This is a genomic window from Pannonibacter sp. CBAS1226 (assembly GCF_055685825.1).
Genome location: NZ_JBVOUO010000005.1, coordinates 49,620 through 74,490, shown reverse-complemented (window position 1 = coordinate 74,490; position 24,871 = coordinate 49,620). Strand labels below are relative to the sequence as shown.

The 24,871-nt window shown below is 64.7% G+C and carries 23 protein-coding genes; 14 read left to right on the top strand and 9 right to left on the bottom strand.

Annotated elements, in window-relative coordinates; all coding sequences use genetic code 11:
- Window positions 1-179 precede the first annotated feature (179 nt).
- From AC0CMF_RS15060 to AC0CMF_RS15035, 6 genes are all read left to right on the top strand, one after another.
- Entirely contained in the window at window positions 180-1,184 is a 1,005-nt protein-coding gene (locus AC0CMF_RS15060) for a zinc-ribbon domain-containing protein (protein ID WP_374630540.1), read from the top strand.
- Window positions 1,181-1,744 carry a hypoxanthine phosphoribosyltransferase gene (gene hpt, locus AC0CMF_RS15055; RefSeq protein ID WP_019964370.1) on the top strand — a complete coding sequence of 188 codons (564 nt, stop codon included), beginning with the start codon at window positions 1,181-1,183 and terminating at the stop codon, window positions 1,742-1,744. Before AC0CMF_RS15060 ends, hpt begins: the two co-directional genes overlap by 4 nt.
- A 1-nt stretch (window position 1,745) precedes the next feature.
- Complete coding sequence (locus tag AC0CMF_RS15050; protein WP_019964371.1) at window positions 1,746-2,141, top strand: response regulator; 396 nt, start codon at window positions 1,746-1,748, stop codon at window positions 2,139-2,141.
- Window positions 2,142-2,382: 241 nt separating this feature from the next.
- On the top strand, window positions 2,383-3,273 hold the full coding sequence (locus AC0CMF_RS15045) for an HpcH/HpaI aldolase/citrate lyase family protein (protein ID WP_374630537.1): 891 nt from the start codon (window positions 2,383-2,385) through the stop codon (window positions 3,271-3,273).
- Window positions 3,274-3,309: 36 nt separating this feature from the next.
- Window positions 3,310-3,513 carry a DUF1737 domain-containing protein gene (locus AC0CMF_RS15040; RefSeq protein WP_050474080.1) on the top strand — a complete coding sequence of 68 codons (204 nt, stop codon included), beginning with the start codon at window positions 3,310-3,312 and terminating at the stop codon, window positions 3,511-3,513.
- An 8-nt stretch (window positions 3,514-3,521) separates the two neighbouring features.
- Window positions 3,522-4,880, top strand: coding sequence for an MFS transporter (locus AC0CMF_RS15035; protein ID WP_374630535.1), 1,359 nt, complete (start codon window positions 3,522-3,524; stop codon window positions 4,878-4,880).
- A gap of 59 nt (window positions 4,881-4,939) precedes the next feature.
- Here the strand turns inward: AC0CMF_RS15035 and AC0CMF_RS15030 are convergent, their stop codons facing one another.
- The 5 genes from AC0CMF_RS15030 to htpX all read right to left on the bottom strand — a co-directional run bounded on the left by AC0CMF_RS15030 (window position 4,940) and on the right by htpX (window position 13,495).
- Window positions 4,940-7,036 (bottom strand): methyl-accepting chemotaxis protein, encoded by a 2,097-nt coding sequence (locus AC0CMF_RS15030; RefSeq protein WP_374630533.1) that lies wholly within the window; start codon window positions 7,034-7,036, stop codon window positions 4,940-4,942.
- Window positions 7,037-7,219: 183 nt separating this feature from the next.
- On the bottom strand, window positions 7,220-8,836 hold the full coding sequence (gene purH, locus AC0CMF_RS15025; RefSeq protein ID WP_374630531.1) for a bifunctional phosphoribosylaminoimidazolecarboxamide formyltransferase/IMP cyclohydrolase: 1,617 nt from the start codon (window positions 8,834-8,836) through the stop codon (window positions 7,220-7,222).
- A gap of 108 nt (window positions 8,837-8,944) precedes the next feature.
- Entirely contained in the window at window positions 8,945-10,693 is a 1,749-nt protein-coding gene (locus tag AC0CMF_RS15020) for a heparinase II/III family protein (RefSeq protein ID WP_374630529.1), read from the bottom strand.
- A gap of 127 nt (window positions 10,694-10,820) precedes the next feature.
- Window positions 10,821-12,266: a 16S rRNA (cytosine(967)-C(5))-methyltransferase RsmB gene (gene rsmB / locus AC0CMF_RS15015; protein WP_374630527.1), complete on the bottom strand. Its 1,446-nt coding sequence runs from the start codon at window positions 12,264-12,266 to the stop codon at window positions 10,821-10,823.
- Between the two features lie 194 nt (window positions 12,267-12,460).
- Window positions 12,461-13,495, bottom strand: a complete 1,035-nt coding sequence (gene htpX, locus AC0CMF_RS15010) for a zinc metalloprotease HtpX (RefSeq protein WP_374630525.1) — start codon at window positions 13,493-13,495, stop codon at window positions 12,461-12,463.
- 248 nt (window positions 13,496-13,743) lie between these two features.
- Between htpX and AC0CMF_RS15005 the strand changes: the two genes are divergently transcribed.
- The 8 genes from AC0CMF_RS15005 (at window position 13,744) to AC0CMF_RS14970 (ending at window position 22,223) form a co-directional block, all read left to right on the top strand.
- Window positions 13,744-13,995 (top strand): DUF1674 domain-containing protein, encoded by a 252-nt coding sequence (locus tag AC0CMF_RS15005; protein WP_374630571.1) that lies wholly within the window; start codon window positions 13,744-13,746, stop codon window positions 13,993-13,995.
- Window positions 13,996-14,115: 120 nt separating this feature from the next.
- Complete coding sequence (locus AC0CMF_RS15000; RefSeq protein ID WP_374630523.1) at window positions 14,116-15,339, top strand: aminotransferase class I/II-fold pyridoxal phosphate-dependent enzyme; 1,224 nt, start codon at window positions 14,116-14,118, stop codon at window positions 15,337-15,339.
- Entirely contained in the window at window positions 15,336-18,218 is a 2,883-nt protein-coding gene (locus AC0CMF_RS14995) for a DNA translocase FtsK (protein WP_472482068.1), read from the top strand. The genes AC0CMF_RS15000 and AC0CMF_RS14995 overlap by 4 nt, the downstream gene beginning before the upstream one ends.
- Before the next feature lie 115 nt (window positions 18,219-18,333).
- Window positions 18,334-18,987 (top strand): outer-membrane lipoprotein carrier protein LolA, encoded by a 654-nt coding sequence (locus AC0CMF_RS14990; RefSeq protein ID WP_050474088.1) that lies wholly within the window; start codon window positions 18,334-18,336, stop codon window positions 18,985-18,987.
- Between the two features lie 45 nt (window positions 18,988-19,032).
- Window positions 19,033-20,088, top strand: coding sequence for an ATP-dependent carboxylate-amine ligase (locus AC0CMF_RS14985; RefSeq protein WP_374631414.1), 1,056 nt, complete (start codon window positions 19,033-19,035; stop codon window positions 20,086-20,088).
- Window positions 20,085-20,729, top strand: coding sequence for a DNA-3-methyladenine glycosylase family protein (locus AC0CMF_RS14980; protein ID WP_050474090.1), 645 nt, complete (start codon window positions 20,085-20,087; stop codon window positions 20,727-20,729). Before AC0CMF_RS14985 ends, AC0CMF_RS14980 begins: the two co-directional genes overlap by 4 nt.
- A gap of 83 nt (window positions 20,730-20,812) precedes the next feature.
- Window positions 20,813-21,583: an energy-coupling factor ABC transporter ATP-binding protein gene (locus tag AC0CMF_RS14975; RefSeq protein WP_374631412.1), complete on the top strand. Its 771-nt coding sequence runs from the start codon at window positions 20,813-20,815 to the stop codon at window positions 21,581-21,583.
- 7 nt (window positions 21,584-21,590) lie between these two features.
- Window positions 21,591-22,223 carry a CbiQ family ECF transporter T component gene (locus tag AC0CMF_RS14970; RefSeq protein ID WP_374631410.1) on the top strand — a complete coding sequence of 211 codons (633 nt, stop codon included), beginning with the start codon at window positions 21,591-21,593 and terminating at the stop codon, window positions 22,221-22,223.
- Window positions 22,224-22,418: 195 nt separating this feature from the next.
- Here the strand turns inward: AC0CMF_RS14970 and queF are convergent, their stop codons facing one another.
- The 4 genes from queF to queC are packed head-to-tail and all read right to left on the bottom strand — an operon-like array spanning window position 22,419 to window position 24,682.
- Window positions 22,419-22,886 carry a preQ(1) synthase gene (gene queF, locus AC0CMF_RS14965; RefSeq protein WP_472482065.1) on the bottom strand — a complete coding sequence of 156 codons (468 nt, stop codon included), beginning with the start codon at window positions 22,884-22,886 and terminating at the stop codon, window positions 22,419-22,421.
- Between the two features lie 2 nt (window positions 22,887-22,888).
- Window positions 22,889-23,617, bottom strand: coding sequence for a 7-carboxy-7-deazaguanine synthase QueE (gene queE, locus AC0CMF_RS14960; protein ID WP_374631436.1), 729 nt, complete (start codon window positions 23,615-23,617; stop codon window positions 22,889-22,891).
- Window positions 23,614-24,000 carry a 6-carboxytetrahydropterin synthase QueD gene (gene queD, locus AC0CMF_RS14955; RefSeq protein WP_374631438.1) on the bottom strand — a complete coding sequence of 129 codons (387 nt, stop codon included), beginning with the start codon at window positions 23,998-24,000 and terminating at the stop codon, window positions 23,614-23,616. Before queD ends, queE begins: the two co-directional genes overlap by 4 nt.
- Window positions 23,993-24,682 (bottom strand): 7-cyano-7-deazaguanine synthase QueC, encoded by a 690-nt coding sequence (queC, locus tag AC0CMF_RS14950; RefSeq protein ID WP_082675905.1) that lies wholly within the window; start codon window positions 24,680-24,682, stop codon window positions 23,993-23,995. Before queC ends, queD begins: the two co-directional genes overlap by 8 nt.
- Window positions 24,683-24,871 lie beyond the last annotated feature (189 nt).

Genomic DNA, 24,871 nt, shown 5'->3' with positions numbered 1-24,871 from the left:
GCGCTCACCCTAGAGCCATCCCTTTAACGCTTCATTAAACATATGAATGTCCTCTGGACCAGAATTGGGGGAGCTCTGACGCAGGTCTTCCCCCCAATTCAGCACCGGACTGCTATCATCCGCGTCATGGATGGCACCATCAAGGCCCCGTGAGGCCGTGGAGCGAGGGTCTCCCAAATATGAAGATCACCTGTCCGGACTGCGATACTTCCTATGACATCAAGCCGGAAATGGTTGGCCCGGAAGGGCGCAGCGTGAAATGCGCGCGCTGCGGAAACCGCTGGTTCATCAGCCCGCGCAAGGAAGACATCCCCGTCTCCGCATCCCCGGCTGCCTCATCCGGAGGCGCCGCAAAGGCGGCTGCAAAGCCTGCCATGGCCATCGAGGACGAGCCGGAGCCCGAAGAGGACGAGGATGAAGCGGCATGGGCGGAGGATGCCACGGAGGAAGAAGCCCTTGCCAGGGGCCGCGCGTTCGAGGACGAGGAGACAGAACCTGCCAAAGGATCTGTGGATACTCAGGGTAAATCAAAGACTGGTAGAGATGCGCCGCCTGAATACCCAGATGTAGTGGCCTCCGATGAAAATGATGAAACGGACGAGGAGGAAAATGCTCGCCGTACAATTGACATCGAGTCTCTCGCCAAGCGCAAGAAGATCAAGGTTAACACGAAAAAACCCCGGCGGGAGCGCGACTGGTCATTCCTGACCCGCCACGTGACAGTGAACAACCTGCGCCGCACTGGCGGCCTTGTGATCTTTCTTGCGGCCGCGGGACTCAGCGCGCTCATCTTCACGAACCGCCAGTTCGTGGTCAAACATGTTCCGGACCTTGCCAGTCTGTTCGACATGATGGGACTTCCGGTGAACTTGCGCGGACTTGAGTTCCGTGATTTGAGAACATTCAGGGAAGTCGACGAGGGGACGATCGTTCTGGTTGTCGAGGGGACAATCCAGAGCGTATCGGAACAGCCTGCCGCAGTTCCTGCGGTGCGCCTGTCGCTGCGAAGCGAGGATCAGCAGGAGATTTACGCCTGGACCCTCGAGCCGCGTGCGGTGGCATTGGAGCCGGGCGCGAACACGCGCTTCAGGACCAGGCTGACAGATCCCCCCGCAGACGCCGCAGATATTCAGGTCCGCTTTGTGGACCGGAGCCCAGGACAAGCAGCAGAAGCAACAAGATGAAGCCGGTGATCCATACCCTTTACGATGAAGCCGAGATCGCCGCGCGGGTGGAGAGCCTTGCTGGTGAAGTGGCTTCTTCCCGTCCGCATCAGCTGCTCGTCGTGGCTGTGCTCAAGGGCAGCTTCATCTTTGCCGCAGACCTGGTGCGTGCCATGCACCGTGCCGGCCTGGAACTCGAAATGGAGTTCATGCATTTATCCAGCTACGGGGCAGGGACCGTAAGCTCTGGAAATGTGCAGGTTCTGCGTGACGTTGAAAGTCTTGTTAAGGATCGCGATATCATACTGGCGGATGATATTCTGGAATCCGGACGTACCCTGAAGTTCGCCAAGGACAGGCTTCTTGAAAGGGGCGCGCGTTCGGTCAAGGTCGCCGCACTGCTGGACAAGCCGCATCACAGAAAGGCCGATATTCAGGCTGACTATGTGGGCTTCAATTGTCCGGACAAGTTTGTGGTGGGTTACGGGATGGACATGGGGCACGCCTGGCGGCAGTTGCCCTTCATCGGGTATGTGGCCGGGGAAGAGGCTACACCCCCTCGCGAAACAACGGGAGTGTGATATGGCCCGGATTCTTCTGACGGAAGATGACGAGGCGGTTCGCAGCTTTGTGAAACGCGCCCTTGAACTGGATGGCCACACCGTCTGCGCCTCGGAAGATGGCGGAGCGGCGCTGGAAACGCTTGTTCGCGAGAGAGGCAGCTTCGATCTGCTGTTGTCCGACATCAAGATGCCGGTGATGGATGGTATTGCCCTGGCGCTGGCTACCGCCCGCGACTGGCCGAGCCTGCCGATCCTGCTGATGACCGGTTTTGCCGATCAGCGTGAACGGGCCAACGGCCTCGATGAGCTGGTGCATGATGTCATCACCAAGCCTTTCTCGCTGGCCGATATCCGTCAGGCCGTGCGTGACGCCATTCACGGCGTCGTCCGCGAACAGCGCCGCCTGTCAGCCTGAGCGGTCAATCTGCTGTCTTACTGGACGCGCCAGCTCTGGCATGTGTGAACCCGGCGTTTTCGCCGGGTTTTGTTTTGGCTGCGCAGCTGCACCTGAGAGCCCCCAAAAGATACCCGGGAGATACCCGGGAGATACCCGCCGAAAGGCGAGTGGAAAAAGCGGCGGCCACCGTCTAGCTTTTGCGCTCCAGCTTTTGCACTGCAGAAACGCAGTGCCGCAAAGACCCGCAGGAGGACCGCCCGTGACCGCAAGCTTCAAGCCCCGCCGCTCGGCGCTCTACATGCCCGGCTCCAATGCCAGGGCACTGGAAAAGGCGCGCAGCCTCGGCGTGGACTGCCTGCTGCTGGATCTGGAGGATGCCGTGGCGCCCGATGCCAAGGAAGCCGCCCGCCAGCAGGTGTGCGAGGCCGTGACGGCCGGGGCCTTTGCGGGGCGCGAGGCGGTGATCCGCATCAACGGGCTTGATACCCAATGGGGCGAAGCGGATCTGGAAGCGGTGATTGCCGCAGCCCCCGATGCCATTCTCCTGCCCAAGGTTTCGTCCCTTGCGGATGTGGAACGGGTGGCGCACCGGCTGAAACTGGCAGGTGCCCCTGCCTCCGTGAAGCTCTGGGCGATGATGGAAACGCCGCTCGCCATGCTGCATGCGGCCAGCATTGCCTCGGCGGGACGGGACCCGGAAACGCGCCTCACCTGCTTCGTCATGGGCACAAATGATCTGGCCAAGGAAACCCGCGCCCGCCTGCTGCCGGGCCGGGCCGTGATGATGCCCTGGCTGATGACCTGCGTGGCCGCTGCAAGGGCGGGCGGGCTCGATATTCTTGACGGTGTCTACAATGATTTCAATGATCTGGACGGTTTTGCCGCCGAATGCGCGCAAGGGGCGGAGATGGGCATGGACGGCAAGACGCTGATCCACCCCAAGCAGATCGACGCCTGCCATGCCGCCTTTTCGCCTTCGGAGGCGGAAATCGCCTGGGCGCAGAAGATCAACGATGCCTTCGCCCTGCCGGAAAATGCCAGCAAGGGGGCGATCCAGATCGACGGCAAGATGGTGGAGCGGCTGCATGCGGACATGGGGCTGAGGGTGCTGGCCATTGCCAAGGCCATGGCGGCGTCTGCGCAGGAATGATATGCCGGAGCAGTTCTTGTTCCTGGAAAGATTGCCATGAAACTCTACCGCTTCATCACCGGCCCGGACGACAGCCAGTTCTGCCACCGGGTCACGCAGGCCCTCAACAAGGGCTGGGAACTGGCCGGTGCGCCGCAGCTGACCTTTGATGCCACCCGCGGCATCGTCGTCTGCGGCCAGGCCGTGACCAAGGAAGTGCCGGGCGATTACACCCCGGATATCAAGCTCGGCGACTACTGAGCCGCTTGATGAGCACCGCAGGGCGGAAGGCAGGGGCTGCCGGCGTCGCTGGCTGGGTTCTGTTCGACTGGGCAGCCCAGCCCTTCTTCACACTGGTGACGACCTTCGTCTTCGCGCCCTATTTTGCCTCCGCCCTTGCCGCCACCCCGGCGGAAGGGCAGGCCCTCTGGGGCTATGCCACCTCGGCGGCGGGGCTTGCCATTGCGCTGCTCGCCCCGTTCCTTGGCTGCGTTGCCGATGCAGGCGGGGCACGCAAGCCCTGGATCGCGGCTCTGGCCGTGCCTTACGTGATGTCCTGCCTTGCCCTGTGGTGGGCCGTTCCCGGCACCGGCTACGGCATTGCCGTGGCGCTGGCGGGCTATGCGCTGGGCACGCTCGCGATCGAGTTCGCCACGGTCTTCAACAATTCCATGATGGGCTCGCTGGTGGCGCGGGACAGGCTCGGACGCCTGTCGGGCGCAGGCTGGGCGGTCGGCTATCTGGGCGGGCTCGTCAGCCTCGTCATCGTGCTTGGCTTCATGGCGGCCAATCCGGAAACGGGCAAGACCCTGCTGGGTGCGGACCCGCTGTTCGGGCTTGATCCGGCCGCGCGCGAGGGGGACAGGGCGTCGGGGCCGTTTTCGGCGCTGTGGTTCCTCGTCTTCGTGCTGCCGATGTTCCTGTTCACGCCCGATGAGCCGCGCCGCATGGGGGTGAGGGCCGCTGTCCGGCAGGGCCTTGCTTCCCTGCGCCGCAGCCTTGCAGACGTGCGGCAGGTGCCCGGCATGGCGCGGTTCCTCATCGCCAACATGCTTTACAACGACGGGCTGGTGGCGCTGTTTGCCTTTGGCGGCATTTATGCGGCCGGTGTGCTCGGCTGGGGCACGATCCAGATCGGCACCTTCGGCATCCTGCTCACCATCACCGGCACCATCGGCGCGCTGACCGGCGGCTGGCTGGACGACCTTATCGGTTCGCGCAAGGTCATTCTGGGGGCGCTTGGCGGTCTCATCCTGTGCGGGCTCGGCCTTGTTTCGGTGGACCGGGACACGGTGTTCTTCGTCTTCGATGTAACGCCTGCCGCCCCCGGCGCCCTGTTCGGGTCCCTGCCGGATCTGATGTTCCTCGTGCTCGGCGGCTGTATCGGCGCGCTGGCGGGACCGTTGCAGTCGGCGGCGCGCAGCCTTCTGGTGCATCTGGCGCCGGAGGGCCGTCAGGGCCAGTTCTTCGGCCTTCTCGCGCTGTCGGGCAAGGTGACCAGCTTCCTTGCCCCGCTGGCCGTCGCCCTCGTCACCGCAGCCACCGCCAGTCAGGCGGCAGGCATGGCGGTGATCCTCGTGTTCTTTGCCGGCGGTGCTTTCGTTCTTGCCGGCCTGAAGCCGCGCTGAAACGGCAACAGCCCCGGCGGCTGCCGGGGCTGTGTGTTTGAGCTGGATGCTGCGGCTGGTCAGGCGCTCTGGCGGATGTCCCGAAGGAACTGCTCCACTTCCTGCCGCAGCTCGCTTGCCTCCTGCTGGAGGATTGCGGCTGACGAGCTGACCTTGCGGGCCGTTTCGCCGGTTTCGTTGGCCGAAGCGGACACGGCGACGATGTTGCGCGTCACTTCCTGTGTGCCGTTGGAGGCTTCCTGGATATTGCGGGCGATTTCGGTGGTCGCCAGGCCCTGCTGATCCACGGAAACCTGGATGCTGCCGGAGATTTCGTTGATCTGCTCGATGGTCGAGGAGATCTCCTGAATGGCCTTCACCGCATTGGCCGTTTCCGACTGGACCGACTGGATCTGGCTGGAGATTTCCTCCGTCGCCTTGGCCGTCTGGTTGGCCAGTTCCTTCACTTCCGCAGCCACGACCGCAAATCCGCGGCCGGCCTCGCCGGCACGGGCCGCCTCGATGGTGGCATTGAGGGCGAGAAGGTTGGTCTGCTCGGCAATGGCCTGGATCAGCGCCACCACCTCGTTGATGCGGCTGGCGGCGTCGGCCAGTGCTTCGATCTTGCCATTGGTGGCCTGTGCCTGATGCACGGCCTGACCGGCGATCCCGGCAGACTGTTCCATCTGGCGGCGGATTTCCGAAACGGAGGCCAGCAGCTCTTCGGCAGCAGAGGCAACAGCTTCCACGTTGGCAGCCGCTTCCTCGGAGGCGGCCGCAACGGCGGTGCTCTTGGCGCTGGTGTCGTCTGCGCCCACCGTCAGCACGTTGGAAGCATTGTTCAGATCGCCGACGAGGCTTGAGACCGTCGTGGTGAGCTTCGAAATGCGGGCATCGAACGACTGGGACAGGTCCCGAACCGCTTCGGCGCGCAGGATGCGCTGGCGCTGCTGTTCTTCCTGCTCGGCCACCAGCTCTTCAGCCCGTCTTGCCTTTTCACGGAAGATCTCGAGCGCCTGATTGATGTGGCCGATCTCGTCACCACGGTCCTTGTCCGGAATGGTGATGTCGTAGCGCTGGTCGATCAGGGCGTTGATGGTGGTGACGGCCCGTTCCAGCGGACGGCGGACGATGCGGTTGCTGAAGAACATGACCGCGATGGCGACGACCGCCAGCAGGATCACGCCAATGCCAAGGATGGTGTAGATGATCTGCGTCGAGGCGGCATTCACCGTTGCCATGGGCACGCTGACCACGACGGCCATGGTGGCACCGGTGTTGCCGATGGCGACCGGGCTGACAATGTTGATCATGTCTCCCCCGGCCGCTTCTGCGTAGGCAGTGTAGGAGAAGGGCTGGGCCGATTTGACCGCATTGAGAACCTGCGCGCCGAAGGCCGCTTCTTGAGATCCCTTGGCTTCAGTCCAGGGCTTGCCCAGAAGAGCCGGGTCCGTGTTGGCGATCCAGACCCCGGCCTGGGACAGAAGATTCACCTGGCCGGTGCCCATCGGCTTCTGGGAAGACAGGGTTGTCGTCAGATCGGTGAGCAGAAGGTCGCCACCGGTCACGCCGATGACCTTGCCGCCATCGCGGATCGGGGTGCTGAAGGAAATGCCGGTCATGACAACACCATCGGTTTCCCAGGTGTAGGGTTCCGTGGCGAAGTCCTTGCCGGTCCTGTAGGAGACATGGAACCAATCACCCTCAGGCGATGGCTTGAGCGGCGGGATGGGGCTGAAGTCGACCTTGCCCTGGTTCCGGTAGAAATAGGGGCGCCAGACCCCGGCCTCATCGTGGCCCGGCTGGCCTCCGAATTCCGCGTCACGCCCGTCCAGATTGTTGTCGAGAACCATGCCCCAGGTGCCGGCCAGTTTGGGGTAGGTCTGCATCGCATCCTGAAGGATGTTGGTCCAGGCCTGCCTGTCGACCGGTCCGCTGCGCTTCAGCGCATTGAGGGCATTGCCGAGACCTTGCGCGGGCAGAAGACCTTCTTCGATCACCCGTGCAACATACTCGGCCTGTTCCTGCGCAATGGCTTCCACTTGCTGAATGGCAAGCTGCTGCGTTGCTGAGGTGGCCTGATATCCAATGACACCAATTCCAACAGCAAGGACTCCGGCCAGCGCAGTCACGCTGACGGCCGCAAGCTTGGTTGCGATCTTTGCCTGCTTCAACATCCAGGTACCCCTTCTGACTGCCCGGAATTCTTGCGTCCAGGCAGGATTCTCCTAGAGGTAGGAAGCGCTGAATCCTGTTAAGAAAAAGCTTCCAGAAGCAGACAATTGCCTCTGGAAGCTAAAAATTTTTTCAACTATTAGGCACCGCAGCAACTTGCAGTGGCTTTTATAGTATCCTTACTCTCAGTGACGGAAATGCCGCATGCCGGTCAGCACCATGGCAAGACCTGCCTCATCGGCAGCTGCGATCACTTCGTCATCGCGCATGGAGCCACCCGGCTGGATGACGGCAGTCGCGCCTGCTTCCGCTGCGGAGAGAAGTCCGTCGGCGAAGGGGAAGAAGGCATCGGAGGCGACCACGCAGCCCTTGGTGAGAGGGGTGGACAGGCCTGCAGCCTCGGTCGCATCCAGCGCCTTGCGGGCGGCGATGCGGGCGCTGTCGATGCGGCTCATCTGGCCTGCGCCGACACCCACCGTGGCGCCGTCCTTCGCATAGACGATGGCATTGGACTTGACGTGTTTGGCAACGCGGAAGGCGAACTTGAGGTCGGCCAGTTCCTGTGCGGTCGGGGCGCGCTTCGTCACGACCTTGAGGTCGAGATCATCGATGACGCCATTGTCGCGGGACTGGACCAGAAGGCCGCCGGCGACGGACTTGATGGCCAGACCGGCCGCACGCGGGTCGGCAAGGCCGCCGGTGACCAGCAGGCGCAGGTTCTTCTTCTTTGCCACGATTTCGATGGCTTCATCCGTGGCGGCCGGGGCGATGATCACCTCGGTGAAGATCTTGACGATCTCTTCGGCGGCTTCCGCATCCAGCGTGTCGTTGAGGGCGACGATGCCGCCGAAGGCAGAAACAGGATCACAGCGCAGCGCCAGCTCGTAGGCGGCCTTCAGGCTGGCGCCCTCGGCCACGCCGCAGGGGTTGGCGTGCTTGATGATGGCAACGGCCTTGGTGCGCTTGGGGTCAAACTCGCTGACCAGCTCGAAGGCAGCGTCCGTGTCGTTGATGTTGTTGTAGGACAAGGTCTTGCCCTGCAGCTGGCGGGCGGTGGCGACGCCGGAGCGGCGCTCGCCGGTGGTGTAGAAACCGGCCGACTGATGCGGGTTCTCGCCGTAGCGCATGACTTCGGCCAGCTTGCCGCCCATGGCGCGGTAATCGGGGGCTTCGTTGCCAATCTGCGAAGCCAGCCAGTTCGACACGGCGGCATCATAGGCAGCGGTGCGGGCAAAGGCCTTCTGCGCCAGCTTCTTGCGCAGATCGATTGGTGACTGGCCGTTGTTCTCATCCAGTGCGGACAGAACGGCAGCATAGTCTGCCGGGTCCACCACGACGGTCACATAGGCGTGGTTCTTGGCCGCTGCACGGGTCATGGCCGGGCCGCCGATGTCGATGTTCTCGACGCCCGTTGCATAATCTGCGCCGGAGGCAACCGTATCCTCGAAGGGATAGAGGTTGACGCAGAGCAGGTCGATGCCGCCGATGCCATGGGCCTCCATGGCCGCCTTGTGCTCCGCGTCGTCACGGATGGCCAGAAGGCCGCCATGCACCATCGGATGCAGGGTCTTGACCCGGCCATCCATGATTTCCGGGAAGCCGGTCACTTCGGAAATGTCCTTCACCGGCAGGCCGGCGTCTGCCAGCGCCTTGCGGGTGCCGCCGGTGGAAATCAGCTCCACGCCGCGCTCGGACAGCCCGCGGGCGAAGTCGAGCAGCCCGGTCTTGTCGGAAACGGAAAGAAGGGCGCGCTTGACGGAAACGAGCGGGGGAACGGGAACCCCCTTGGACACCACGGCCATGGCCTTGCCTCGCAGATCTGAGGATGGAAAGTGGCCGTGGCCCTAGCACGAACGGGGCAGAAACGGAAGCTCAAGAAGGCTTGCGCTGCGAATCAGCATCCCGATCGCTTACAGCGGCAGTTCCGGCTCCTGAGCAGCGCTGCGCTCGCGCCGTGCATTCCGGGCTGTGGCGGTGCGGCGGAACTGCCAGGCGGCCTGGCTGGACTGGCTGATGCGGCCATAAAGCACCAGCTGCTGGGTGCGGCGGTGGCCATAGACATCCGACAGATAGACGGATTCTTCCAGCACCAGTTCCGCGCCGGACGCGTTGAACTCCCAGGCCTCGCCGTCAGGCGCCAGCAGCACGGCAGCGGTGCCTGCCCGCAGAAGGCTGGGCTTGATCAGCGGATGCAGATGGAAGCGGATGGTGAAATGGTCGTGATGGGTCAGGGCGCCCAGCGTCGAGAAAAGATCGATGCCGTCCAGCACGGAGCCGTCGCTCGACAGTCGTATGTCCCGCTCATGCCGCACATTGTAGCGATGGGCATAGCCATCATGGGAGGCGGTGACGCGGGTGCCCATCACGTCTTCCTCGCGGTTGACGGGCACGCTGGTCGGACCGCTGAGGATCGGCGCGCCGAGCCAGCCGGTGAAAGGCTTCTCTGTTAGAAACCGGCAGGACGAGCTGTCTTCCATGCCGGCCGTCGAATGGGCCGCCGTGGAGCGGGCGACCTGCCGCCAGCCTTCGCTGGCCCAGCCGGAAACGCCGCAATTGACCACCAGCCGGTGGCGGCCGGAGGACATTTCGAGCGACAGGCAGCCTGCATGGGCCGATTGGCTCAGCAGCGGCGGCGGCGGTGTGCCGGTGTCCATCAGCACCACCGTGTCCCCGCCCATCAGCCGCTGATAGCCGGAGAAGGGTGCGTTGCCGGGAGGAGCGCCGCGCGCATCATCATAGGCCAGGATCGTCGCCACCAGATCGGTGGGGGTGGAGCCCATGCCGTTGAAATGGGCAAAGGCACCGTCCACATGGCGGAAGAAGCGCACCATCGGCATCATCCGGTCGATGGCCTGCATCATGCCGGCGGGTGTCTCCAGCCCTTGCGTGACGAAGGCCTGCCGGATGGGCAGAAGGTCGGTGAGAATTTCCAGGATCGCACCGGGATTGCGCGAAACATGGCCGCCATCGGGCATGATCTGGCGCTGCAGCTCATGCTCCAGGCGCCGGAGGCTCTGGCGCACGTAGCGGCCCTGACCGGCCATGGAAATGCTGGCAGCCGCCACCGCAAGCGCCGCCTGCAGGCGCGGCACGCCATCCGGTGTTTCGTTGATGGTGCGGCGCAGATAGCGCACCTGACGGCCGAGCGAGCGCAGGAAACGGCGGTAGAATTCCGCGTCGCCATCCTCCAGCACCAGCGGTGACTGGGCGAGCCAGGACAGGACGCGCCGCGCCACGACGGGCTGTTCCCAGGCGATGGGGGCCCAGCGGCCGCACAGGCGGATCCAGTCATCGACAAGGGCACGGGCATTCTGGCGGGCGACGAGGCTTTCGGCGGCGCGCAGGTCGCGCAGCCAGCCGAAACTGTGCAATTCGCGCTGCCAGGCCGGATCTTCATCCTTCAGCTCGAAGGGCGAGCGGCCTCTGGCCTCCACCACCTTGCCGGAGAAAAGGAAGCGGCCGCCATAGATATCAAGGGCGTTGGTCTGGTCGGCGGTGCGAAGATCCTGCGGGGCGATGAGCAAACGGGAGGGCGTTCCCGCAAATGGCTGCCAGCGGAACAGGGGTCCGCCATGCAGCCAGCGCAGGCCATTTTGCCAGAGATGATGGAGCAGCAGGCGCCCGATGCGCCCCTGCTCACCCATCGCCCGGATCGTCATGGCAGTGTCTCACTGCCCTTGTGCTGGCGCCGGAATGAAATTGACTTGCCCTTTCACCATAAGAGGTAACGAACTGTTAGGGTTAGCTCTCAGTTGTCCATTGCGGGTCAGAGTGGTTACAGGGCAGTTAAAGCCGCCGCAGACGGGCGGCAAAAAATCCGTCGAGGCCGCCTTCCAGCTCCGTGCCGCCGCCCAGATGGCAGGGCAGGGTGCGCAGATAGCCCTCCGGCGTGATGCATTCGGCAAGGCCGCCGATTTCTTCCGGCAGCACTGGCTCCAGCGTGATTCCCGGCATTTCTGCCAGCAGTGCCGCGATCTGGTCCTCGCCCTCTTCCCGTTCCATCGAGCAGGTGCAATAGACCAGCACACCGCCCGGCTTCAGCCAGGTGATGGTCTTGCGCAAGAGCTCGGCCTGGATGCCCGCCAGTGTCGTCACATCCGCAGGGCGCTTGGTCCAGGCCACGTCCGGATGGCGGCGCATGGTGCCGGTGGCGCTGCAGGGCGCATCGAGAAGGATGGCGTCGAAAGGCTCGTCCGGTTCGTAGCTGCGCAGATCCGCCGCGACGACGCGGGCCGAAAGGCCCAGCCGCTCCAGATTGGCATGGACGCGCTTCAGCCGCTTTTCGGAAATGTCCACCGCCGTCACATCGGCGCCCTGTGTGGCCAGCTGAGCCGTCTTGCCGCCGGGGGCAGCGCACAGATCGGCGGCACGCTTGCCGGTGAGGTCTCCCAGCAGGCGGGCGGGCAGGGAGGCTGCGGCATCCTGCACCCACCAGCCGCCTTCATTGAAGCCCTCGAAGCCGTCCACCGCGCCCTTGCGCGACAGGCGGACCGATCCGGCTGCCACCACACGGCCGCCAAGGCGTTCCGCCCAGCCTTCGGCATCGCTCTTGACGGTGAGATCCAGTGCAGGTTCTTCCAGATGGGCGCGCAGGATGGCTTCGAAGGTCTCTGCGCCATAGGTTTCGCGCCAGCGGGTGGCAAGCCAGAGCGGCAGGCCTGCGGGACCCGAACCGGTGATGGTGGACAGCGTGTCCTTCTCCCGCGCGAGACGGCGCAGCACGCCGTTGACGAGGCCCTTGTAAGGTCTTGCCCGCTTGTCTGACCCGGCAAGATCCACCGCCAGGGACACAGCGGCGTGGTCGGCCACGTCGAGGAACAGGATCTGCACGGCAGCGACGTGGAGAATGTCGGTGACGCGGCCGGTGCGCTCCGGAATGGGCCGGTCGAGCAGCTCCGCCAGAATGGCATCGAGCTGGCCCCGGCGGCGCAGGGCTGCGGCGACGATGGCCTTCACCAGCGACCGGTCCTTCGGCTCCAGCGCGCGGAAGCCGGAGTGGCCCGAGGTCACGTCATATTCGGCATCCAGCGTGCGGTGCTTGTGCACCACATTGCCCAGAATGTCGGCGGCCACCTTGCGGGCGGCAAAGCCGGGAGCGGGCCGCCCGGGCGAGCCGCCGCCATTTGCCGCGCTGCCTGCCTTGCCGCCCTGTCCCTGCTTGCGGAACGGTGCATCCTTGCCGCCGGCGGGGCGGGAGGGGGATTTCGGGCGGGAGCCGGTGGGTTCGTTCAAAGCGCTGGCCTTCGTTGGGTTGGGTGTGTTGCCGATTGAGTCAAGGCGCCGCGAACCGGTGCTCGCGGCGCCCTTGGCAAGACATGTCTGGTGGTCCTGCGGCGCGGGACAGGCTGCCGTGCCGTCCGTCGCGCCCGAGGCTATGATCCGAAGCTTTTACCGCAGATCAGCCGTCCGGCTCAACCCCATCGGTTTCAGCCCCATGGGCCCTTGGGTTTGTCCGAGGGGCGTGCGTTTCCGCTGCCTCCCCACGGACCTGAAGGGCCGGAGCTGCGCCCAGCACTACCCGCAGAACCACCCCAAGACTGGTTGCGCGTCTGCGCCGGAGCCGTGTTCCAGCCGCCGCCAGAACCGCCAAAGCCGCCAGAACCACCGCCGCGCCCGCCCATCTGCCCGTCCAGATCGCGCAGGGCGGCGATGCGGTTGGCGGTGTTGGGGTGGGTGGAGAACAGATTGTCCATCCGCTCGCCCGACAGCGGGTTGATGATGAACATGTGTGCCGTCGCCGGGCTGCGCTCCGCATCCGGATTGTGGATCTGCTCCACACCGCCCGCGATCTTGGCCAGCGCCGAGGCCAGCCACATCGGGTGGCCGCAAATTTCGGCGCCCATGCGGTCGGCGGCATATTCACGGGTGCGGGAAATCGCCATCTGCACCAGCATGGCGGCGAGCGGGGCGACGATCATCGCCACCAGCATGCCGATGAAGCCGAGGGGATTGTTGTTCTCCCGGTTGCCGCCGAAGAAGAAGGCGAAGTTGCCGAGCATGGAGATGGCACCGGCAATGGTCGCGGTGATCGTCATGATCAGCGTGTCGTGGTTCTTGATGTGGGCCAGCTCATGCGCCATCACGCCCGCCACTTCTTCCATGGTCAGGCGCTCCAGCAGGCCGGTGGTCGCGGCCACAGCGGCATTCTGCGGATTGCGGCCCGTGGCAAAGGCATTCGGCTGCGGGTTGTTGATGATATAGACCTTGGGCATCGGCAGCTGCGCATTCTGTGCCAGCTGGCGCACCATGCGGAACAGTTCTGGCGCGCTGCCCTCGTCCACTTCCTGCGCGTGGTGCATGGACAGCACCATCTTGTCGGAATTCCAGTAGCTGAACAGGTTCATCGCACCGGCAATCACCAGTGCGATCATCATGCCGCTCTGTCCGCCGATCACAAAGCCGATGCCCATGAACAGGGCGGTCATGGCGGCCAGCAGCATGGCAGTGCGGAAATAGTTCATTGCCTTCGGTCCTCGTCGCGCTTAAGTGCGGGCGGTATGCCGGACGGGAGTTTTCTGCTCCCGCCAGTACCCTATATGATGGGCCAAGTCCCTATATGATGGGTATGAGCCCGATTTCCCGCAAGCCTGCCGGTCTTCAACCTGTCTTGAAGCGGCGGCCGGCGGTCCAGACGATGGAGATATCCATGCACGACGACGAGATCACCGGAGCGAATGGCCCTGTGGCCGGTGTTGCGGAGAACCGTGGCGTGGTCGTTCCCTTTCCCCAGCGTGCCGCGCCCGCAGAGCCGGAAGCTACCGCAGAGCCCGCCCCCGCCCCGCAGCGGCGATTCGAGGATCTTCCGCCTGCCGCGCAGCGGGCGCTGAAGGAAGCCGAAGCGCGCCGCGCAGAAATCGACGCCCGCCAGCAGGCCATGGAAAAAGAGCTGGACGGGCGTGGCGGACTGGAGCCAACCCGTTATGAAGACTGGGAAATCAAGGGGATCACCGTCGATTTCTGACAGTGGACAACTGCCTGCGCGGCAGCGGGAAAAGGCTGTTGCCGCTGCTTGGTTAATGAGGGATTTACCAGAGGCACGTTAACGTCCGGGCAAAGTGTGTTCGAGTGTCCGGAAGGTCAGATGACGTCCACGATGCCTGCCTCAACCCCGCGCGCGGCCCTGCCCGACGCCAATCCGTTCCAGCGCCTTGCCGCGCTTCTGGGTGATACGCGCCCGGGTGCGGACCCGATTGTGCTGACCATTGGCGAGCCGCAGCATGCGCTGCCGCCCTTCACGGGCGAGGTGCTTATGGAAAATCTGGCCGATTTCCGCCGCTATCCGCCCATTGAAGGCTCTCCGGCCTTCCGTGCGGCCATCGCGGCCTGGCTGGACCGGCGCTACAATCTTGGCGGCACCATCGACAAGGACAAGGGCGTTCTGCCGCTCAACGGCTCGCGCGAGGGCCTGTCCTTCGGCGCGATTTCCGCCCGCGATCAGCTGGCCAAGGATGTGGCGCGCCCGGCGGTGATCCTGCCCAACCCGTTCTACCAGACCTATGCAGCCGCAGCCCATATTGCCGGGGCCGAGGCGGTCATGCTCGACACGGGCGCGGACACAGGCTTCCTGCCGGATCTGGATGCGCTGGAGCCGGAGCTGCTGGACCGGACCATTGCCTTTTACGTGGCATCGCCCGCCAATCCGCAAGGGGCGGTGGCGAGCCTTGCCTATTGGCAGAAGCTGATAGGCCTTGCCCGCCGCCACCGGTTCTACATCTTTGCCGACGAGTGCTATTCGGAGATCTACCGCAGCACCCCGCCTCCGGGCGTTCTGGAAGCCGCCCATGCGCTGGGTGAAGGCTATTCCATGGTGGTGGCGCTCAATTCCCTGTCGAAGCGGTCGAACCTTGCCGGTCTTCGCTGCGGCTTTGCGGCCGGTGATCCGGAGTTTCTGTCGCGCTGGGTGAAGTTCCGCGGCCTTGCCGCCCCGCAGGTGCCGCTGCCGGCGCAGGCGCTGGCCGTGCGCGCCTATGGCGACGAGGCGCATGTGATCGAGAACCGCCGTCTCTACAACGAGAAATACGAAATCGCCGAAAGGCTGCTGTCGCCGATCCTCGGGCCGGTAACGCCGGAAGGCGGCTTCTTCCTGTGGCTGGATGTGAGCCGCTGGGGCGGGGCTGTCAGCGTGACCGAGCGGCTGTGGAGCGAGGCAGGCGTCAAGGTGCTGCCCGGCTCCTATCTGGCCTCGACCCAGGCCGATGGCCGCAATCCGGGTGATCCTTATATCCGCGTTGGCCTGTGCGCCCCGTCTTCGCTGACGGGTGAAGCGCTGGAGCGCATGGCCGGCTGGCTGGGAGGTGCGGCATGAGACGGGCAACAGCCATGCGCGGGTCCGGACGGGGCGCTGCGCATATTCTCGACACCGAAAGCCCGCTGAAGCGTTTCGTCCGCCGCAATCTGGTGGGCGCGGCCGGGCTTCTGGTCATTGCGCTGGCGGCGGCCCTTGCGGCGAGCCTTGCCACATGGTCGGTCAATGACCCGAGCTTCAATCATGCGACGGGTGAGCCGGTGCGCAATGCGCTGGGCACGCCGGGGGCGATCATCTCCGACATCCTGATGCAGTCGATCGGGCTGGCGACGGCCGTGTTCCTGGTGCCGGTGGTGCTGTGGGGCTGGCGTCTTCTTTCGGGCAAGACCATGCGCATCGGCTTCCGCCGGATCATGTTCTGGTTCGTGGGCACGCTTCTGGGCGCCGGTGCCGTTGCGGCGCTGCCCGTGCCGGAAAGCTGGCCGCTGCCGACAGGCCTTGGCGGCTTTGCCGGTGATGCCATGCACTATGTCCCCTCGATGCTGACCCACAATCTGACGCCGGGCGCGGCAACCATTACCGGTGTGCTGGGGCTGGGGCTTCCGTCCGTCTTCCTGCTGGTGGCCGCCGGTGCCTGGTTTGGCGACATGCGCGAGCGCTATCAGGATGACGAAGAGGACTTGCCGTCCCTGCCGTCCCGTACCGCCCGCCAGCAGATGCGTGGCCGCAGGGCCGAGCCGCCCATTGACTTCGATGATGAGGACGAGGACGAGCGCGAGCCCCGGTTTGCTGCGCTCATGGGGGCTGCCGCGCATTGGCGTCTGCAGGCCCAGTCTGCCGTGCAGCGCATGACGGGCATTGGCTTGTCCCGCCGCCGTGCGCGGGAGGATGAGGAAGACGACTATGTCGAGGAGGATGCGGAGGATGAATATTCCGCTCCGCCCGCAAGCCGCTTCGGTTCCCTGCGCCGTGCGCTGAAGGAGCGTTTCGTTCCCGGCGAGGAGGACGATGGCCTTGGTGATCTTTATCCTGACGCCCGGGGCACCCGCGAGGCGCCGCGCCGCGTGACGTCACGCGGCCCCGTCATGGGCCGTGCGCCGCAGATGGAAGAGGAAGAGGACTATTACGACGGCGAGGACGAAGCCTCCGCCTATGACGAGCCGCCGTTCGACATGGATGATGACGGCTACGGCATGGAAGAGGCTGTGCCGGTTGCGCCGCGTGGCCGTGGCCGGGCGCGGGAAGAGGCGCCGCTGGACCGCCCGCCGCTGGGCCGTCCCGTTGGCATTGCCAGCCCCGATCAGGGCCGCGCCGTCCCGGGTGCCCCGGCACAGGGCGGTGCCCGTGTCGTGCCCCAGGCGCCGCGCCCGCAGCCGGGCCGCCGGGTTCAGGCCGAGGCACAGCCTTCGCTGCTGGAAGCGCCCGATGTCTATGAACTGCCGCCGCTGAGGCTTCTGGCCGAGCCCAAGCCGGCTGGCAAGACGCCGGGCCTGTCCGCCGATGCGCTGGAGCAGAATGCCCGCATTCTTGAAGGCGTGCTGGAAGACTTCGGCGTGCGCGGTGAAATCATCGAAGTGCGCCCCGGTCCGGTGGTGACACTCTATGAGCTGGAGCCCGCTCCCGGCATCAAGTCCTCGCGCGTCATCGGCCTTGCCGATGATATCGCCCGCTCGATGAGCGCGATTTCCGCCCGCGTTGCCGTGATCCCCGGCAAGAACGCCATCGGCATCGAACTGCCGAACCAGAAGCGCGAGACGGTCTATCTGCGCGAGCTGCTGGCGGCGGAGGATTTCGAGAAGTCGAAGGCGAAGCTCGCCATGGCGCTGGGCAAGACGATCAACGGCGAAAGCGTGATCGCGGATCTTGCCCGCATGCCGCATCTGCTCGTCGCCGGTACCACCGGCTCGGGCAAGTCGGTGTCGATCAACACCATGATCCTGTCGCTGCTGTACCGGATGACGCCGGACCAGTGCAAGATGATCATGATCGACCCGAAAATGCTGGAACTGTCGATCTATGACGGCATCCCGCATCTTCTCACCCCGGTGGTGACCGACCCGAAGAAGGCGGTCGTGGCGCTCAAGTGGACCGTCCGCGAGATGGAAGAGCGCTACAAGAAGATGTCGAAGATGGGCGTGCGCAACATCGACGGCTACAACATGCGCGTGAAGCAGGCGCTGGAAAAGGGCGAAAGCTTCTCCCGCACCGTGCAGACGGGCTTCGACCGCGAGACCGGCCAGCCGATCTACGAGGAAGAGGATCTGCCGCTGGAGCCGATGCCCTTCATCGTGGTCATCGTCGACGAAATGGCCGACCTGATGATGGTGGCCGGCAAGGACATCGAAGGCGCGATCCAGCGCCTGGCCCAGATGGCCCGTGCCGCCGGCATCCACATCATCATGGCCACCCAGCGCCCGTCGGTGGACGTGATCACCGGCACGATCAAGGCCAACTTCCCGACGCGCATCTCCTTCCAGGTGACGTCCAAGATCGACAGCCGCACCATTCTGGGCGAGCAGGGCGCCGAGCAGCTGCTGGGCATGGGCGACATGCTCTACATGGCCGGTGGCGGCCGCATCCAGCGTGTCCACGGCCCCTTCGTTGCCGATGACGAGGTGGAGCAGATCGTGGCGCATCTGAAGCTTCAGGGCACGCCCCAGTATCTGGAGGCGGTGACCGAGGAAGAGGAGATGCAGGACAACCCCTATGACGCGGTGTCCGGCTCCGACGAGGGCAATGATCTCTACGACCGCGCCGTGGCCGTGGTGCTGCGCGACAAGAAGGTCTCGACCTCCTATGTCCAGCGCCGTCTTGGCATCGGCTATAACCGCGCTGCCTCGCTGATCGAGCGCATGGAACAAGAAGGCGTGATCAGCGCCGCCAACCATGCCGGAAAGCGCGAGATTCTGGTGAAAAACGGGGTGGACGAGGATTATTGATCCGCCCCGTCCGCCGCAACCTTGCCACAAGCGGGAACTAGAACGGCTATCAGACATTGAGGGAAGCGGCCGCGGGGTTTCTGCCGGGCCGCCTCGAAGGAGCCCTGAACATACCATGAAGCCCAACTGTTCGCATCGCTTCCTGTCCTGGACTGCGGCCATCGTGCTGAGCGTGGCAGCCGCCCTGTCGCCTGCCGCCGCGCAGCAGAAGGCGCCCTTGAGCCCGCAGGACCAGGAAACGCTGAACGAGGTCAATACCTACTTCAATTCGGTGCGGACCATGCATGGCGACTTCGTGCAGTTCGGGCCCGAGGGCGGGCAGGTGGAAGGCAAGTTCTATCTGGAGCGTCCGGGCAAGATCCGCTTCTACTACAATCCGCCCGCACAGCTCGACATCATCGCCGATGGCAAGTCGGTTTCCGTGCTGGACCGCAAGGTGCAGACGCAGGACATCTGGCCGCTGAATGAAACGCCGCTGCGCTTCCTGCTGGCCGAGCAGATCGACCTGACCAAGGACACCAATGTGGTGGGCGTGGTGGTGGAGCCCGATCTCGTGACTGTTGTGGTCGAGGACCGCACCACCTTCAATTCCGGCAAGCTGACGCTGATCTTCGATGCCCAGACCTTCGATCTGAAGCAGTGGACCGTGACGGATTCGCAAGGCATGGACACGTCGGTGGCAATCTATAATGTGACCGCGAACGGGCCTTCGAATCCGAAGCTCTTCGTCATCGACTATCTGGCAGCCGCCCGCCAGAGCCGGAACTGATCCGGCCGCGCGCAGCGGCTGCCCGCTTCAGGGCGCCGCCGCAGCATGACTTCCGATCCTTCCCGCCGTGAGCCTCTGGCGCTGGTGCTTCTGCGGCGCCATGCGGCAGAGCATGGGCTGACCGTTTTTGCCGAACCCGCCTATGGCTATGCCGGCTACGTGGAGGCACCGGGCGGGCGCCGCGCCTTCTTCAAGGGGGCGGGCTTTGATCTCAATCCCGCCGCCGCCTCCGCCATCGCCCGCGACAAGGCCTATGGCGCCTTCTTTCTGGAGGCGGCCGGCCTCCGTGTGCCGCGCGGAGTGCTGATCAGTGCGCAGCGTTTCATCCGCGACATCGAGGTGAAGAACCCGGCCGTTGCCGCAAGGCTGAACGGGGAGACGCAAGCGCTCGCCTTTGCCCGGGAGGCGGGCTTTCCGCTGTTCGTGAAGCCCAATGACGATTCGGAGGGGCGCGGCATCCTGCGGGTGCAGGACGAACAGGGGCTGTCCTCCGCGCTCACGATCCTGGGCGCCTCTTACGACCGGATTCTGGTGCAGGAAGAGGTGAGGGGGCGCGACTACCGGGTGCTGGTTCTGGATGGGGAGGTGCTGGCCGTGTTCGAGCGGCGGCCCTTCTCGGTGACAGGCGATGGTGTTTCTTCCCTCCGGGTGCTGATCACGCGGGCAACGCAGGGCTTTGCCGCGGGCGGCAAGGGCTCGAAGATTGCGGCGGATGATCCGCGCATTCTCGCCTTTCTCGCCACCAGCGGCCTTGATCTCACCCACGTGCCGGAAGCGGGCACAGCCGTGGCGCTGCTGCCCAACGCGAACCTTTCTTCCGGCGGCAGTGCAGTGGATGTGACCGGCGCGATCAGTCCGTATTTTTCAGAGATAGCCCGTAAGGCGGGCGAGGCTGTGGGCTTGCGGCTCTATGGCCTCGATCTCCTTTGCCCGGATATCTCCTCATCTTCCGGCTCCTATGCCATTCTTGAGGTGAATGCGGCACCGGGCCTCAGCCATTTTCACCGGCTCGGCCCGCAGGAGGCGCTGCGCGTGGAAGAAATCTATGCAAGGATCTTCGACGCGCTGACACGAGGGATCAGGGCAGGAACGAAGCCATGAGCGTGATCATCGAAACGCCGGAGCATATCGCTGCTGGCCTTGCCGCATTGGCCGCCGCCGATCCGCGTCTGCCTGCCGTGATTTCCTTTGCTGGCGAAGTGCCCCTGCGCCGCCGGCCGCCGAGCTTTGCGGCGCTGGTGCAGATCATCATCTCGCAGCAGGTGTCCGTCGCCAGCGCCAATGCCATCGGCGCAAGGCTCGCCGCTCTCGTTAATCCGCTGGAAGCGCATGTTTTGCTGTCCCACACAGAGGAGGCGCTGGGCGGCGCGGGGCTGTCCCGGCCCAAGATCCGCGCCGTTCGGGCGCTGGCGGATGCCGTCGGTGGCGGGCTGGATCTTCAGGCACTGGCCAGTGTTCCGGCCGATGTGGCGCGGGAAGAGCTGTGCCAGGTCAAGGGAATCGGCCGCTGGACGGCGGATATCTATCTGCTTTTCTGCGCCGGCCATCCGGATATCTTCCCCAGCGGCGACATTGCCCTGCAGAATGCGGTGCGCGATGCCTTTGCTCTGCCGGACCGCCCCAGCCCCCGTGCGCTGGATGAGCTGGCGGAAGCCTGGGCTCCCTGGCGCGGTGTCGCCGCCCGCCTGTTCTGGGCCTGGTACAAGGCCGCCCGCGAGGGGCGCGACAGCCAGCCGCTTTAGAAGCTGGAACTGGCATCAGCCTTTGACATTGCCGCAGCGGCGGGGAATATGCAGGCCGCAACAGAGGGAACGGATCACCGCCCATGGCCTTTTGGCGCCTCAAACCCGGCAGCGGCAAGACGGAGACGGCTTGCGACCCGCGCCGGGCTGACTATGCCGTGTTTGATCAGGTGAGCCTGAAGCGCGGGGACAAGACCGTGCTGGACGGGCTGAATCTCACCTTGAGCGAGCGCCGGATTGCGCTGATCGGGCTCAATGGGTCTGGCAAGAGCAGCTTTGTGCGCCTGCTCAACGGCCTGCTGCTGCCGGACAGCGGCAGCTTGCAGATCTACGGCGCGGACACGCGGCAGGCGCGGGCGAACCTGCCGCGCCATGTGGGCTTTGTCTTCCAGAACCCGGACCATCAGGCGATCTTCCCGACGGTGGAGGAGGAGATCGCTTTCGGCCTGACCCAGCTTGGCCAGCCCCGGCAGGATGCCCGGCCCAATGCCCGGCGTTTTCTGGAGGCTCATGGCTGCGCCCATCTGGCGGAGCGGCCTTTCCTCGATCTGTCCGAGGGGCAGAAGCAGCTCATCTGCATTCTGGCGGTGCTGGTGATGCAGCCGGGGCTGATCGTCTTTGACGAGCCTTTTTCCAGCCTTGATGGCCTCGCCACCCGTCAGATCATGTCGCTGATCCGGGGGCTGGAGCAGAAGCTGATCATGGTCAGCCATGATCTGGAGCTGATCCGCGATTTTGACCGGGTGTTGTGGCTGCAGGACGGCCAGATCCGCATGGACGGCGAGCCCGGTGCGGTGCTGCCCGCCTATGTGGATGATATCGAGCGGCGCGCCGCCGTCTCCGGCCTGTTGTGAGGCACGCGTGATCTCGCTCTATCTGCCCGGAACCAGCCTTCTCCACCGCTTGCCTGCCGGAGCGAAACTCCTCGGTCTGGCTGCCGCCAGCCTGATGTTCTTCCCCGTGGACAGTTCCGTTGTTCTGGCGGCTGGCTGCGGCGCGGTGCTGGCCGTCTATGCGGCGCTGGGCCGGGCGGCCCTGCGGCAGCTTTCGCTCTTGCGCCCGCTGCTGCCGTTGTTTGCCGTTCTGCTGGCGCTGCACTGGCTGTCCGGCTCGCTCATGGGCGGTGTCATCGTGCTGCTACGGCTCTTGCTGCTGGTGATGCTGGCCAATCTCGTCACCATGACGACGCGCATGGATGACATGCTGGAGGCGATTTCGCCCCTGTTCCGGCCGCTGGCCTTCTTTGGCGTTTCGCCGCGCCGCCCGGCGCTGGCCGTCACGCTGGTCCTGCGCTTCGTGCCGGTGCTGCTGGCGCTGAGCGCTGCCCAGCGGGAAGCCTATCAGGCCCGCACCGGCAAGCGCAGCAGCTGGCGGCTGCTCGCCCCCTTTGCCCTTCAGGCCCTCGCCATGGCCGACCACGTGGGCGAAGCCCTTGTTGCCCGGGGCGGTGCCGACGGGTTTGGTGCTGCGGAGCGGGGGAAGAGGCGGGGGTAGTGGTTCGAAATTTTCGCCGCCCTCTCCGTATTCGTCATGCCATGACTTGATCATGGCATCCATTCCATGACCTGTCCGCGCAGTGATGGCTTTGATAAGGCCTTATATTATCTTGGTTATTTCCAGTTCAGGAGCGTAACGGCGTGGATGCCATGATCAAGTCATGGCATGACGGAGTGGAGGGGCAATGCTCCGTCACCCCCGCCCGCGGTAGGGCTGCACGCCTTGCTCGGGGATCCACACGCCCTCAGGTGCCGGGCCGGTCTGGTAGAACACATCGATCGGGATGCCGCCGCGCGGGTACCAGTAGCCGCCGATGCGCAGCCACTGCGGTGAGAGGAACTCCACCAGCCGCTTGCCTATCGACAGGGTGCAATCCTCATGGAAGGCGCCGTGGTTGCGGAAGGAGCCGAGGAAGAGTTTCAGCGACTTGCTTTCCACCAGCCAGTCACCGGGCACATAGTCGATGACCAGATGGGCGAAATCCGGTGCACCGGTGATCGGGCAGAGCGAGGTAAACTCGGGCGCCACGAAACGCACCATGTAGCCGGTGCCCGCCTGCGGGTTGGGCACGCGCTCCAGCACGGCGTCTTCCGGGCTCTGGGGCAGGGCGGTGGACGACCCGAGCTGGGTCAGGTTCTGATAGATGGTCTTGTCACTCATGGTCACACTCCGCGAAGGTTGCCCCAGATGAGGGTATGAAGCTGCGGCAGGATGCTGGCCTCGAACCAGCGGTCATTGGCGGCCCGGTCAATCAGCCAGCGCAGCCGCGCCATGATGCCGGGAATGTCGATCACCGCATCCTCCTGATCCGCAGGCGGCGGTGTGTGGTTGCCGGGCTGCAGATAGACCGGCAGATGCGGATAGGCGCGCGCCACCTCTCTGGCAAAGCCGTAATCTGCTTCGTCAAAGACGACGAATTTCAGCGCAATCGCCGTATTGGGGCCAGCGGCGGCCACCGCATCCGCCAGCGCCTTGCGGTCAAACGCCATGCCGCTGGACGGCGGCTTGGGGCTGAGGCTGAGGACGTCGAGTGCCGCAAACCAGTCCCGCGACAGGCTGCCCTGCGTTTCCAGCGCGAAACGGTAGCCTTCGCGCTTGCCCAGTTCAATCAGCCGGCCCAGCGGCTGGATGGCCGGGTTGCCGCCCGAAACGGTGACCATCAGCGGCTCGCCGCCGGACAGGCGCCGCACCTCGTCCATCACGGCGTCCGCGCTCATGGGCGTCCAGGTGTCCCGGTAGGCGCTGTCCACCGCATGCAGCGTGTCGCACCAGGAGCAGCGGAAATCGCAGCCGCCGGTGCGCACGAAGACGGTGGCCATGCCGATCAGCGCGCCTTCGCCCTGGATGGTGGGGCCGAAGATCTCGCTGATGCGCAAGATCTCGCCGCTCATGCGCCGCACCCGCAGCCGCAGCTGCCTTTTGGACGGTATTCGGCCATGGTCTTGGGCGTCTCGCGCACGCGCACGGCGCTCACCTCCGGCCAGCGCGCCTTGCACCAGTCGTAGAAGAGCCTGGCCATGCGCTCGGCGGTGACATTGTCGTTGCCCAGCACATCGTTGAGGTGGCGGTGGTCGAGAGTGTCATCGAGCCAGGTCTTGAAGGGCGCAAGCTCCCGGTAGTCCCGCACGAAGCCAACGCTGTCCAGCGTCTCGGACATCAGCTCCACCTCGACCACATAATTGTGCCCATGCAGCCGGGCGCAAGGATGGTCATCGGGCAGGCCGAAGAGCTGGTGGGAGGCGGAGAAGTGAAACTCCTTGGCGATCCTAAACACCGCAGGCCTCCTTCCAGAAATCCGGGTCGGCATAGGTGGTGGGATCTTCCGCACCCGCCATATGGAAGGCCTCGCGCCGCTCCACGCAGGTGCCGCAACGCCCGCAGTGGATCTCCCCGCCCTTGTAGCAGGACCAGGAGCGGGTGTAGTCGACGCCAAGACGCACGCCTTCAGCCGCAATGGCGGCCTTGTCCGTGTGGACATAGGGCGTGTAGAGCCGCACATCCGCGACACCGGCCAGCGCCTGGCGCTGCATGGTCTCGAAGGCCTCGGTAAAGCCGGGGCGGCAGTCGGGATAGATGAAGTGATCGCCGCCGTGGACGGCAGTTGCCACCGCCTCGGCCCCGCGCGCGGCGGCAATGCCGAAGGCAATGGCCAGCATGATGGCATTGCGGTTCGGCACCACGGTGATGCGCATGGTTTCTTCGGCATAGTGGCCATCGGGAACGGCCACGTCATCCGTCAGGGCCGAGCCGGAAAGCTGGCGGCCGATGCCGGAAATGTCGATGACGATGTGCTCGACGCCCAGATCCTCCGCACAGGCTCTGGCAAAATCCAGCTCCTTGAGGTGCCTCTGGCCGTAGTTGAAGGAAACGAGCCCGACCAGCTCGTGTTCTTGCGCAACCTTGTGCGCAAGGGTGACGGAATCCATTCCGCCGGAACAGACGACAAGCGTTTTCAAAGATGTGTCCCTTGTTTTCGCTAGAACCGGGTAGGCTGCGACCGGTTGACCGCCCGAAGGGCGAACGGGGCCTTTTAGCAGCAGTTCTGCAAAAGGGAAGGGCAAAGCGCCCGGTTTTTGCCGTTTACCTTGCGTAAAGAATCGTTAACTCTTTGTTGAGATGATTCGGCCATGCCCCGCTGAAAAGGG